This is a genomic window from Pseudomonas paraeruginosa PA7, from assembly GCF_000017205.1.
GTDB classification, from domain to species: domain Bacteria; phylum Pseudomonadota; class Gammaproteobacteria; order Pseudomonadales; family Pseudomonadaceae; genus Pseudomonas; species Pseudomonas paraeruginosa.
Genome location: NC_009656.1, coordinates 326848 through 338688, shown reverse-complemented (window position 1 = coordinate 338688; position 11841 = coordinate 326848). Strand labels below are relative to the sequence as shown.

Here is an 11841-nt window from a genome sequence, read left to right as displayed (position 1 = left end):
GCGCGGATATGCCGGGGAGCCGCCGCGCAGGAACGCGCGCGCTCGGCTGGCAGACCGATTATTGGTTTGCGGCGCGAACCGGGCAATGCAAAATGTACGAACCGGTTAGTATTCCGTTCGAACATCGAACATAAGCGCGATTATCGAATTGACGATTTTTCGACCAATCGCTCACCATCGCTGCCACCGGTGCAGGCCATCCCGCTCTGCCGGAAGCGCTCGCCGCTTCCCTCCGGGAACCTGCGCAACCCAAGCGACATAACAATTTCAATAATCGGGTACCTGCCATGTCTCTCACCGACTTCGCCCTTGCTCCGCCGCTCCATCCCCCGGCCGCCCGCCCGGACCGAGCGCTCCTGCCACGCTGACGCCCGCGTGCGAAACCAGAACGACAAATCCAGGCCGGGCGCTCGCGCACCGGCCGTCGAAAGGATGGCCCCACCGATGATCCACTCCTCCAGTTCCCGGCTGCCCGCCGCCGACACCGCCGCGCGCGCTACCCGCGGCGGCAGGATGCGCAGCGCCCTCGCCGTCGGCCACACCCGCTGGGGCATGCTCGCCCTGGTGTTCTTCGCCACCACCCTGAACTACATCGATCGCGCCGCCCTCGGCGTGATGCAACCGATCCTCGCCGAGAAGATGAGCTGGACGGCGATGGACTACGCCAACATCAATTTCTGGTTCCAGGTCGGCTACGCCATCGGCTTCATCCTCCAGGGCCGCTTCATCGACCGGGTCGGGGTCAAGCGCGCCTTCTTCCTCGCCGTGCTGCTCTGGAGCCTGACCACCGGCCTCCACGGCCTGGCGACCTCGGCGGCGGGCTTCATGCTCTGCCGCTTCGTCCTCGGCCTGACCGAGGCGGCCAACTACCCGGCCTGCGTGAAGACCACCCGCCTCTGGTTCCCCGCCGGCGAGCGCGCGGTGGCCACCGGCATCTTCAACGCCGGCACCAACGTCGGCGCGATGGTCACCCCGGCGCTCCTGCCGCTGGTCCTCAGCGTCTGGGGCTGGCAGGCGGCATTCCTCTGCATGTCGGCGCTGGGCCTGGTCTGGCTGGCGTTCTGGTGGCGCAACTACCACAACCCCGAAGAACATCCCCGGGTACGACGGAGCGAACTGGACTACATCCAGCAGCAGGAAGAGCCTCCCGTCACCCGCGTGCCCTTCTCGCGGATCCTCCGCCGCCGCGGCACCTGGGCCTTCGCCCTGGCCTACTCGATCACCGCCCCGGTGTTCTGGTTCTACCTCTACTGGCTGCCGCCGTTCCTCAACCAGCAGTACGGCCTGGGCATCAGCGTGACGCAGATGGGCATTCCGCTGATCCTGATCTGGCTGACCGCCGACTTCGGCAGCATCGGCGGTGGCATCCTTTCCTCCTGGCTGGTCGGCAGGGGCATGCCGGCGGTCCGCGCGCGCCTGCTGTCGATGCTGCTGTTCGCCTGCACCATCGTCGGCGTGGTGTTCGCCGCCAATGCCGATGGCCTGTGGATCGCGGTACTGGCCATCGCCCTTGCGGTCGGTGCGCACCAGGCGTGGACGGCGAACATCTGGAGCCTGGTGATGGACTACACGCCCAGGCACCTGATGAGCACGGTATTCGGCTTCGGCGGCATGTGCGCGGCGCTGGGCGGGATGTTCATGACGCAGCTCGTCGGCGGCGTGCTGACCGCGACGAACAACAACTACGCGGTGCTCTTCTGCATGATCCCGGCGATGTACTTCATCGCCCTGGCCTGGCTGTACTTCATGGCGCCGCGTCGGATCGAAGCCTGAGTCCCGGCGCCCGGCGCTCGCCGGGCGCTTCCCTGCCCCGAGAACAAGAACGAAGGGACATTCCCATGTCGCACCCGAGCCTCGTCCGCGCGCTCTGCGCGTCCCTCTGCCTCGGCGCCGGCCTGCCGGTCCACGCCGAGCGAGGTTTCCTCGAAGACGCCAAGGTCAGCCTCACCGCGCGCAACTTCTACCTGAACCGCGACTTCGTCGGCCACGCCAGCCAGGACAAGGCCGAGGAATGGACGCAGAGCTTCATCCTCGACGCCCGCTCCGGCTTCACCGAGGGCAGCGTCGGCTTCGGCCTCGATGTCCTCGGCCTGTACAGCCTGAAGCTGGATGGCGGCAAGGGAACGGCCGGCACCCAGTTGCTGCCGACCCACGGCGACGGCCGCCCGGCCGACGACTTCGGACGCCTGGCGGTGGCCGGCAGGCTGCGCGTGTCGAATACCGAACTGAAGCTCGGCGAATGGATGCCGGTGCTGCCGATCCTCCGTTCCGACGATGGCCGCTCGCTGCCGCAGACCTTCCGCGGCGGCCAGCTCAGCGCCAGCGAGATCGCCGGCCTGACCCTCCACGCCGGCCAATTGCGCGGCAACAGCCCGCGCAACGACGCAAGCATGCAGGACATGTCGCTGTTCGGCCGGCCGGCCGCCACTTCCGACCGTTTCGATTTCGTCGGTGGCGAATATCGCTTCAACGGTGAACGCACCCTGCTCGGCCTGTGGCACGCCGAGCTGAAGGACATCTACCGCCAGCAGTACCTGCAACTGCAACACAGCCAGCCACTCGGCGGCTGGCTGCTGGGCGCCAACCTCGGCTGGTTCCGTGGCCGCGACGATGGCAGCGCGCGCGCCGGCGAACTCGACAACCGCACCGTTTCCGCGCTGTTCTCCGTGCGCCACGGCCTGCATGCCCTCTACCTCGGCCTGCAGAAGGTCGGCGGCGACGACGGCTGGATGCGGGTCAACGGCACCAGCGGCGGCACCCTGGCCAACGACAGCTACAACGCCAGCTACGACAACCCCGGCGAACGTTCCTGGCAGTTGCGCTACGACTTCGACTTCGTCGGCCTCGGCCTGCCCGGCCTGACCTTCATGACCCGCTACCTGCATGGCAGCCATGTGCGTCTGGCCGGAGTCACCGACGATGGTAGCGAATGGGGACGCGAGAGCGAGCTGGGCTACACGGTGCAGGGCGGCGCCTTCAAGCGCCTCAACCTGCGCTGGCGCAATTCCAGCCAGCGCCGCGACTGGGGCAGCAATACCCGTTTCGACGAGAACCGGCTGATCGTCAGCTATCCGCTGGGCCTGTTCTGAATCCCACGCGCCACTGCGCCGACGCCTTCAGCGACCGCGACGCCAGGCCACCAGCAGGCCGCTGGCGCAGATGACGAGAATACCGAGCAACGCCCAGGCATCCGGCGCGTGGCCGAAGACCAGCAGGCCGAGCAGCCCGGCGAAGATGATCTGGCCGTAGCTGAACGGTGCCAGGGTCGCTGGCGGCGCGTGACGGAAGGCCTGGGTCAGCAGCAGGTGGCCGCCCATGCCGCAGCCGCCCAGGGCGATCATCATCAGGCCGTGGAGAAGGCTTGGGGTCTGCCAGAAGAACGGCACCAGCAGGCTCATGATCAGGGTGTTGAAGATGCCGGCGAGGAAGTTGCTGGTGGTCGGGCTGTCGCTGTTGGCGAGCATCCGCGTAAGCAGCTGGTAGAGCCCGAAGCACAACGCCGAGCCGAGCGGGAACAGCGCCGCCGGGGTGAACAGCGCGCCGCCGGGACGGACGATGAACAGCACCCCGACGAAGCCGGTGAGTACCGCCAGCCATTGCCCCGGGCTGACCTTCTCCTTCAGCAGCGGCACCGACAGCGCGGTCACCAGCAAGGGCGCGAGGAAGTTCACCGCGGTCGCCTCGGCCAGCGGCAGGTAGCGCAGGCCTGTGGTGAAGAACAGGCTGGTGCCGATCAGGCACAGCGCCCGCGCCAATTGCATGAACGGCCGCCGGGTACGGATCACCGCCAGGCCGTTGCGCGGCACGAACACCACGACCATCAGCAGGGTGTGCACCAGGTAGCGGGCCCAGACCACCATGACGATCGGGTAGAAACCGGAAAGGAACTTGGACAGCCCGTCATGGCTGGCGAACAGGAACACCGCGGCGCAGATCAGGAAGATCCCGCGCAACGGCTGGTCGTTGCCGGGTAGCGCGGAGGAGGTCGCGTTCATTGGGCGGTACCGGGATGAATGAATGGCGCGGGTATCCGAGCATGCCAGACGCCGCGGGGAAATGGCCACAGACGGAAGCGTTCGATCAACGCACCATCAATCGATTACCGGATTGCGGGCTCCCCCCTCTCTCCCTAATGTGTTCCTCGCCCTGGCAGCCTGGCTGCCCATACAAGAACAACAGGGGAATTCCGACATGCCGCTGCACACCCCACGCTCCACCGCCGGCACCTGAGTCCGCGTGCGACTGCGTCCCACGCCCCTCCCTCTCGCCGCGGAAGCCGCCTCATGAACAGTTCCAGCCTGCCCGCCGTCGAGCGTCTCGACGTGCAAGCCTTCATCAATGCCCAGCCTCTTTCCCCCTATCAGTGGCGGATCGTCCTGCTGTGCTTCCTGATCGTCTTCCTCGATGGCCTCGACACCGCCGCGATGGGCTTCATCGCCCCGGCGCTGACCCAGGACTGGGGCATCGACCGCGCCAGCCTCGGCCCGGTGATGAGCGCCGCGCTGATCGGCATGGTCTTCGGCGCCCTCGGCTCCGGGCCGCTGGCCGACCGCTACGGGCGCAAGCTGGTATTGGTGGCGGCGGTGTTCCTGTTCGGCCTGTTCAGCCTCGCCTCTGCCTACAGCACCAACGTCGAGCAACTGCTGGCGCTGCGCTTCCTCACCGGCCTCGGCCTCGGCGCGGCGATGCCCAACGCCACCACCCTGCTTTCCGAATACACCCCCGAGCGCCTCAAGTCGCTGCTGGTGACCAGCATGTTCTGCGGCTTCAACCTGGGCATGGCCTGCGGCGGCTTCGTCTCGGCCAAGCTGATCCCGCTGTTCGGCTGGCACAGCCTGCTGCTGCTCGGCGGCCTGCTGCCGCTGGCGCTGGCGCTGGTCCTGCTGTTCCGCCTGCCGGAATCGGCGCGCTACCTGGTGGTGCGCAACCGCGGCAGCGAGCGGGTACGCCGGGCGCTGGCTCCCATCGCCCCGGCGCAGGTGGCGCTGGCACAGGGTTTCCACGTCCCCGAGCAGCACACGGTGCAGGCCCGCAACGTGTTCGCGGTGATCTTTTCCGGCACCTACAGCGCCGGCACCCTGCTGCTCTGGCTGACCTACTTCATGGGCCTGGTGATCGTCTACCTGCTGACCAGCTGGCTGCCGACCCTGATGCGCGATAGCGGCGCGAGCCTGGAGCAGGCGGCGTTCATCGGCGCGTTGTTCCAGTTCGGCGGTGTGCTCAGCGCGGTGGCGGTGGGCTGGGCGATGGACCGCTTCAACCCGCACAAGGTGATCGGCCTGTTCTACCTGCTGGCCGGGGTGTTCGCCTGGTGCGTCGGCCAGAGCCTCGGCCAGGTCACCCTGCTGGCGACCCTGGTGCTGCTGGCCGGCATGTGCATCAACGGCGCGCAGTCGGCGATGCCGTCGCTGGCAGCGCGCTTCTATCCGACCCAGGGGCGTGCCACAGGGGTCTCCTGGATGCTCGGCATCGGCCGTTTCGGCGCTATCCTCGGCGCCTGGATCGGCGCCACCCTGCTGGGCCTGGGCTGGAACTTCGAACAGGTGCTGACCGCCCTGGTGCTGCCGGCCGCGCTGGCGACCGCCGCGGTGCTGCTGAAGGGGCTGGTCAGTCACGCGGATGCGGGGTGAGACGACGGATAACGCCGTTGGCGTTATTTGCCCTACCCCGGGATCGCGACAGCGCGCAGGGCGCATGACCGCTCGCGGTCATCCGCCCTCGGACGCCGGTGTATCGGCGGCGCATCGCCTCAGAAGGTGAACTCCATGTTCAATGTCGGCGTCGAGGTACGGCTGCCGGTGCCGCCGTCGACGCCGAACTTGTTGTGCCAATACTCGTAGCCGACGCCGAGCCACAGGTTCGGCTGGCGCTTGTCGCCTGGCAGGGCGGCGACCATCAGGGCGGCGCGGACCAGGGTTTCCGCCGCGGTGTCCTTGTCGTTGTAGTCCTCGCCCTTCTCCCCCACGTAGTTGACGAAACCCTGGAACTTCGCCGCATGGTTGCCGACCTTGAACGGCCGCATCCAGGTCAGGTTGAGCATGTAGGTGGTGTCGAAGGTGTGGTCGGGATGGCGCGCGCCGGGCACGCCGAAGTGGTTCTTCTCGCGGTAGTAGAGCAGGCTCAGGTCGAGCACGCCGGGACCGTTGAACTTGAGGGTCGGACCGAACACCAGGGCGCGCTTCTTGGCCGAAGCCAGGTTGTTGTTGCGGCTGGCGTCGAAGCCCAGGGTGAAGGCGTAGTCCTTGACCAGGCCGGTGCCCAGCGGCCGGTCGAACACCCGCGAGGCGTAGAGCTGGTGGCGGTAGACCGCATAGACCTCGCTGCCACCGTGGTCGGTGCCCTTGCGCGGGTCGCGGCTGTCGGAAAGGAACACATCGAGATTGAAGAAATTGCTGCCGTAGCGATAGCCGTCGGCGTGGGTGAAGCTGTATATGCGCTTGGCGAACTTGTCCGGGTTGTTCGGGTTGGTGAACTGCTGGCCGTAGCGGAAACCGACACTGTTGCTCATCCACTCCAGCGCCATGCTCTCCCCGGCGCCGACGAGCGCGACCAGGGCGGCGGCGCCCCGCATCATCTTCTTCATGCTGTGTGTCCTGCTGGTTGCTTGTTGTTCTTGTGGCGACTCAGCCCCCGGTTTCGCGCCGGGGTCGCGGGGCAGTATCGGCATATCGCCGCGCTGACCAAAGCACAGAATATCGATCACACCGATGCCGAAACGGCATCAGCGATGCCACCACCGGACCCGCCCCGTCCGGCATGGGCTCAAGCGTCGTTCAGGCGGGCTTCCTCACGCTCGCGCAGGCGCACTTCCTCGGCGATCTGCCGGGCCAGGGCATCCACCGCCACCGGCAGGTAGCGCCCGGTACGCACGTAGAGGCCGAGATCGCTGTGGATACCGCCGTTGTCCTGCAACGGCAGGAAGCGCAGTTCGCCGCTGGCGATGTCCGCCTCGATCCCCAGGCGGGTCTGGAACGCCACGCCGAGACCGCGCCGCGCCAGTTGCCGCGACAGTTCCAGGGAACTGCTTTCCAGCGCCGCCCGGCAAGGCTCGCGCAGGCGGCGCTGGAGCGGCGCCAGCAGGTGATGAATGGACAGTTCGCTCTTGGCCATGATCAGACCATGTCCGGCGCAGTCGGCGAAGGTGATGGCGTCGCGCCGCGCCAGCGGGTGCTGCGGAGCGACGATGGCGCCGAGGCGGAAATGGCCGACGCTGATCTGCTGCAGATCGGCACTGCGCGGCAGGGCGAAGGCCAGGCCGAGGTCGACCGCGCCGCTGGCCACCGCATCGGGGATCGCCTGTGAGCCGAGCAGGGTGACACCGACGGTGACATCCGGATAGCGCTCGCGCATGGCCTTGAGCACGCAGGGCAGCAGGTCGCTGGTCACTGCCTCGATGGTGGCGATTTCCACATGCCCGGTGCACAGGCCCTGCAACGCGTCCAGTTCGGAGCGCACCCGCTCCATGTCCTGCAGGACCACGGTGACGTGGCGCGCGAAGATCTCCCCGGCGCCGGTCAGGCGCAGGCCGCCGGGCAGGCGGTCGAACAGCGGTGCGCCGATCTCGTCCTCCAGCTTGAGGATCTGCCGGTTCACCGCCGACGAGGCGACGTTCAGGCGCCGCGCGGCTTCGCGGATCGAATCGCAACGGCGGACCATGTCGAAGTAATGGATGGCGGGCGCGTGGATGTGCAGCTTGCGGCTCATGGCGGACCAGAGGGGTGACGGAGCTGTCGACCTTCCGGGAAACGCCGGCGAATGGCAAGGGGAAGCACCGCCTCGCCGGCCCTCGCGCAGCGCGGACAAGCACTTGCGGCTATCCGTCATTGCCGGTGTATCGGCAATAACGCCACCGGCCTAGCGGGTCTCCTGCTGCGATTCCACGCCCAGTTCGTCCCACACCGACTCGGCCAGGTGGAAGGTCGCGTTGGCCGCCGGAATGCCGCAGTAGATGGCGCTCTGCATGATCACTTCCTTGATCTCGTCGCGACTCACGCCGTTGTTCTTCGCCGCGCGCAGGTGCAGCTTGAGTTCCTCGTTGCGGTTCATGCCGATCAGCATGGCGATGGTCACCAGGCTACGGGTGTGCCGCGGCAGCCCCGGGCGGGTCCAGATGTCGCCCCAGGCGTGGCGGGTGATCATCTCCTGGAACTCTTCGTTGAACGGCGTCAGGCTGGCCAGGCTGCGGTCGACATGGGCGTCGCCGAGCACCGCGCGGCGCACTTGCATGCCGGCTTCGTAGCGTTGTTTCTCGTCCATCGGCGGCTCCTCAGGCGGACAGCAGGAAGTCGACCAGGCGGCGGCTGAAGGCGTCGCCGGCCTCGACATTGGACAGGTGCGCGGCGGCGAACACGACCAGCTGCGCGTCGGCGATGCGCGCCTGCATGAAGCGGGCGTCGTCTGGAGTGGTCACGGCATCGTGGCTGCCGGCGACGACCAGCGTCGGCGCCTGGACCAGCTCGAGCTGCTCGCGGAAATCGGCGTCGCGCACCGCCGCGCAGTTGGCCGCATAGCCCTGCGGCGAGGTGGCCGCGAGCATCGCCACGATGCGCTCGGCCTGAGCCGGCTCGCGCTCGGCGAAACCTGCGGTGAACCAGCGCGCCAGCGAGGCGTCGCGGAGGTCGCGCATGGCCTGCTCGCCGCCTTTCAGGACGGTGTCGATGCGGGTGTTCCAGACCTCGTCGCTGGCGATCTTCGCCGCGGTATTGCACAGCACCAGCCGGCCGATCCGCGCGCCGGCATGGATGCCCAGCCACTGGCCGATCAGGCCGCCCATGGACAGCCCGCAGAAATGCACGCGCGGCAGGTCGAGGGCATCGAGCAGGGCAACCACGTCGGCGCCGAGCTGGCCGATGGTGTACGGTCCGGGGGTGACCAGCGAGGCGCCGTGGCCACGGGTGTCGTAGCGCAGCACGCGGAAGTGGGCGGTGAGTGCGGGGATCTGCGTGTCCCACATGCCCAGGTCGGTGCCCAGCGAGTTTGACAACAGCAGCACCGGCGCGCCGGCCGGTCCTTCCAGGGAGTAGTTCAGGTCGCCGTCGGCGAGGCGTACGGTTGGCACGAAGGGATCTCCAGTCAGGCGGGATGGGGTTCGAAGCCCAGGGCATGGTGTTCGGCGAGCGCGCGCTCGACCCAGGCGCGGGCCTGGCCGAGGTAATGGGCGGGATCGAGCAGGCGGTCCAGTTCGTCGCCGGACAGCTCGGCGCTCACCCGCGCCTCTTCGCCAAGCACCGCGCGCAACCCGCGGCGCTGCTCGACGGCGCGGCGGCAGCACTGTTCCACCAGGTGATGGGCGGCTTCGCGGCCGATACGGCGGGCCAGGGCGATGCTCACCGCCTCGGCGAGCACCAGGCCGTGGGTCAGGCCGAGGTTGCGGCGCATCCGTCCGGCATCCACTTCCAGGCCTTCGAGCAAGCCGATCGCCTGTCGCAGCGCGCCGGAAACCAGGCAACAGAGTTCCGGCAGGGTTTCCCACTCGGCGTGCCAGAGGCCGAGGCTGCGCTCGTGCTCCTGCGGCATCGCCGCGAACAGGGTCGAGACCAGCCCCGGCGCACGGGTGGCGGCGGCGATCAGCACCGCGCTGCCCACCGGGTTGCGCTTGTGCGGCATGGTCGAGGAACCGCCACGCCCGGTGCCGGCAGGCTCGAAGACCTCGCCGGCCTCGGTCTGCATCAGCAGGCTGACATCACGACCGAGCTTGCCGAGGCTGCCGGCCACCAGGCCGAGCACGCTGGCGAATTCCACCAGGCGGTCGCGCTGGGTGTGCCAGGGCTGTTCGGGCAAAGCCAGGCCCAGTTCCTCGGCCAGCGCCGCGGCTACCGGCAGGGCCTGCTCGCCGAGCGCGGCGAGAGTCCCCGAGGCGCCGCCAAACTGCAACACCAGCAGGCGCGGGCGCAACTCGCGCAGGCGCTGGCGGTGCCGGGTCAAGGCACCGAGCAGGCCGGCGAGCTTCATGCCCAGGGTCACCGGGGTGGCGTGCTGCAACCAGGTGCGTCCGGCCAGGGGCGTGTCGGCATGCCGTGCGGCCTGGTCCGCCAGAGCCGCGGCAAGACGCTGCAGATCCTCCTCGAGCAAGGCCAGCGCGCGACGCAGTTGCAGCACCAGGCCGCTGTCCATGGCGTCCTGGCTGGTGGCGCCGAGGTGAATGTAGCGTTCGGCCTCGGCGTCGCCAGCCGCCACCTGGCGGCCCAGCGCCTTGACCAGGGGGATCGCCGAGTTGCCGGCATTGGCGACCGCCTCGGCCAGTGCCAGCGGGTCGTACAGCTCGGCGCGGCAGGCCGCCTCGATCGGTGCCACCGCCGTCGCGGGAACCACCCCGACCCGCGCCTCGGCGCGAGCCAGGGCGGCCTCGAAATCGAGCATGCCCTGCAGGCGGCCCCGGTCGGAGAACACCGCGCGCATCGGCGCCGCCGTGAAGTAGGCGTCGAACAACTGGTTGGCGGGTACGTCGCTCATGGTTTTCCTTTTTCCCGGCCCGTCAGGGCTCGTCGTTCAGGTAGCTGACCTTGCGCAGGTCCGGCAGGCTCACGCAGACCAGCAGCGCCAGCAGGCACATGGCTGAAACATACCAGTAGAAGACGTTCTCCATCCCCACCGACTTCAACCCCAGGGCGACGTACTCGGCCGAGCCGCCGAAGATCGCGTTGCCCACCGCGTAGGACACCCCGACCCCGAGCGCGCGCACCTCCGGCGGGAACATCTCGGCCTTGATCAGGCCGCTGATGGAGGTGTACAGGCTGACGATGGCCAGCGCCAGGATGATCAGGAAGAAGGCCATGTAGGGACTGCTCACGGTCTTCAGCGCGAGCAGGATCGGCAGGGTACAGAGGGTGCCCAGGGCGCCGAACCAGAGCATCGAGGTCTTGCGCCCGATACGGTCGGAGAGCATGCCGAACAGCGGTTGCATCAGCATGTACGCCAGCAGGGCGAAGGTCATCACCGCGCTGGCGGTCTTCGCGCTCATGCCGGCGGTGTTGACCAGGTACTTCTGCATGTAGGTGGTGAAGGTATAGAAGATCAGCGAGCCGCCGGCGGTGAAGCCGAGCACGGTGAAGAAGGCCCGCTTGTGCTTGCCGAACAGCTCGGCGAAGGTGCCGGACTCCTTGCGCTCGAGGGTCGACTTCGAAGCGGTCTCGTTCAGCGAGCGGCGCAGCCAGAGGGCGATCACCGCGGTGATCGCGCCGATCACGAAGGGAATCCGCCAGCCCCAGGCGCGCAGTTCGTCTTCGCTCAGCAACTGCTGCAGGATCACCACCACCAGCACCGCCAGCAACTGTCCGCCGATCAGGGTGACGTACTGGAACGAGGCGAAGAAGCCGCGCTGGCCCTTGAGCGCCACTTCGCTCATGTAGGTGGCGCTGGTGCCGTATTCGCCGCCCACCGACAGGCCCTGGAACATCCGCGCCAGCAACAGCAGGGTCGGCGCCAGGGTGCCGATGCTGGCGTAGGTGGGCATGCAGGCGATCGCCAGGGAGCCGGCACACATCATCACCACCGAGATCAGCATGGCGGTCTTGCGCCCGTGCTTGTCGGCGATGCGGCCGAACATCCAGCCGCCGATGGGTCGCATGAGGAAGCCGGCGGCGAACACCCCGGCGGTGTTCAGCAGCTGCACCGTGGGGTTGTCGGAGGGGAAGAAGGCCGGGGCGAAGTAGATCGCGCAGAAGGCGTAGACGTAGAAGTCGAACCACTCCACGAGGTTGCCGGAAGAGGCGCCGACGATGGCGAAGATGCGCTTGCGGCGCTCTTCGTGGCTGTACTGGTGAACAGGGGCAGTCATGCTGTTGTTCTCTCGACAGGGTCCGTTTCATCCTGACCGTGTGACGGAGCGTCCTGTTCCGCTGC

Annotated in this window: 10 protein-coding genes; 3 read left to right on the top strand and 7 right to left on the bottom strand. The window is 67.9% G+C overall.

The window, feature by feature from the left end; genetic code table 11:
* Positions 1–444: 444 nt before the first annotated feature.
* Together PSPA7_RS01525 and PSPA7_RS01520 are read left to right on the top strand one after the other, a co-directional pair.
* The gene (locus tag PSPA7_RS01525; RefSeq protein ID WP_003151100.1) at positions 445–1773 is read left to right on the top strand and encodes an MFS transporter; all 1329 of its coding nucleotides are present in this window, start codon (positions 445–447) and stop codon (positions 1771–1773) included.
* A gap of 65 nt (positions 1774–1838) precedes the next feature.
* Positions 1839–3089, top strand: coding sequence for an OprD family porin (locus tag PSPA7_RS01520; protein ID WP_012073874.1), 1251 nt, complete (start codon positions 1839–1841; stop codon positions 3087–3089).
* A 27-nt stretch (positions 3090–3116) separates the two neighbouring features.
* Here the strand turns inward: PSPA7_RS01520 and PSPA7_RS01515 are convergent, their stop codons facing one another.
* Positions 3117–3995, bottom strand: coding sequence for a DMT family transporter (locus PSPA7_RS01515; protein ID WP_003151095.1), 879 nt, complete (start codon positions 3993–3995; stop codon positions 3117–3119).
* Positions 3996–4283: 288 nt separating this feature from the next.
* Here PSPA7_RS01515 and pcaK point away from each other — a divergent pair, with 288 nt between their 5' ends.
* The gene (gene pcaK, locus PSPA7_RS01510) at positions 4284–5630 is read left to right on the top strand and encodes a 4-hydroxybenzoate transporter PcaK (protein ID WP_012073872.1); all 1347 of its coding nucleotides are present in this window, start codon (positions 4284–4286) and stop codon (positions 5628–5630) included.
* Positions 5631–5749: 119 nt separating this feature from the next.
* On the opposite strand, the gene PSPA7_RS01505 is transcribed toward pcaK, so the two are convergent.
* The 6 genes from PSPA7_RS01505 to PSPA7_RS01480 all read right to left on the bottom strand — a co-directional run bounded on the left by PSPA7_RS01505 (position 5750) and on the right by PSPA7_RS01480 (position 11776).
* Positions 5750–6583, bottom strand: a complete 834-nt coding sequence (locus tag PSPA7_RS01505; protein ID WP_003151092.1) for a hypothetical protein — start codon at positions 6581–6583, stop codon at positions 5750–5752.
* Positions 6584–6762: 179 nt separating this feature from the next.
* Positions 6763–7704 (bottom strand): LysR family transcriptional regulator, encoded by a 942-nt coding sequence (locus PSPA7_RS01500; protein ID WP_012073871.1) that lies wholly within the window; start codon positions 7702–7704, stop codon positions 6763–6765.
* Positions 7705–7854: 150 nt separating this feature from the next.
* Positions 7855–8256 (bottom strand): 4-carboxymuconolactone decarboxylase, encoded by a 402-nt coding sequence (gene pcaC, locus PSPA7_RS01495; protein ID WP_003151089.1) that lies wholly within the window; start codon positions 8254–8256, stop codon positions 7855–7857.
* A gap of 10 nt (positions 8257–8266) precedes the next feature.
* A complete protein-coding gene (gene pcaD / locus PSPA7_RS01490) occupies positions 8267–9058 on the bottom strand; it encodes a 3-oxoadipate enol-lactonase (protein WP_012073870.1) in 792 nt (263 codons plus the stop codon).
* Between the two features lie 14 nt (positions 9059–9072).
* Entirely contained in the window at positions 9073–10452 is a 1380-nt protein-coding gene (locus PSPA7_RS01485; protein WP_012073869.1) for a 3-carboxy-cis,cis-muconate cycloisomerase, read from the bottom strand.
* 22 nt (positions 10453–10474) lie between these two features.
* Positions 10475–11776, bottom strand: a complete 1302-nt coding sequence (locus PSPA7_RS01480) for an MFS family transporter (protein ID WP_012073868.1) — start codon at positions 11774–11776, stop codon at positions 10475–10477.
* Positions 11777–11841 lie beyond the last annotated feature (65 nt).

Bases quoted from the DNA above. Each gene is read 5' to 3' on its own strand.
- pcaK (WP_012073872.1), top strand. From the start codon at position 4,284: ATGAACAGTTCCAGCCTGCCCGCCGTCGAGCGTCTCGACGTGCAAGCC.
- pcaC (WP_003151089.1), bottom strand. From the start codon at position 8,256: ATGGACGAGAAACAACGCTACGAAGCCGGCATGCAAGTGCGCCGCGCG.
- PSPA7_RS01500 (WP_012073871.1), bottom strand. From the start codon at position 7,704: ATGAGCCGCAAGCTGCACATCCACGCGCCCGCCATCCATTACTTCGAC.
- PSPA7_RS01485 (WP_012073869.1), bottom strand. From the start codon at position 10,452: ATGAGCGACGTACCCGCCAACCAGTTGTTCGACGCCTACTTCACGGCG.
- PSPA7_RS01505 (WP_003151092.1), bottom strand. From the start codon at position 6,583: ATGAAGAAGATGATGCGGGGCGCCGCCGCCCTGGTCGCGCTCGTCGGC.
- PSPA7_RS01515 (WP_003151095.1), bottom strand. From the start codon at position 3,995: ATGAACGCGACCTCCTCCGCGCTACCCGGCAACGACCAGCCGTTGCGC.
- PSPA7_RS01480 (WP_012073868.1), bottom strand. From the start codon at position 11,776: ATGACTGCCCCTGTTCACCAGTACAGCCACGAAGAGCGCCGCAAGCGC.
- PSPA7_RS01520 (WP_012073874.1), top strand. From the start codon at position 1,839: ATGTCGCACCCGAGCCTCGTCCGCGCGCTCTGCGCGTCCCTCTGCCTC.
- PSPA7_RS01525 (WP_003151100.1), top strand. From the start codon at position 445: ATGATCCACTCCTCCAGTTCCCGGCTGCCCGCCGCCGACACCGCCGCG.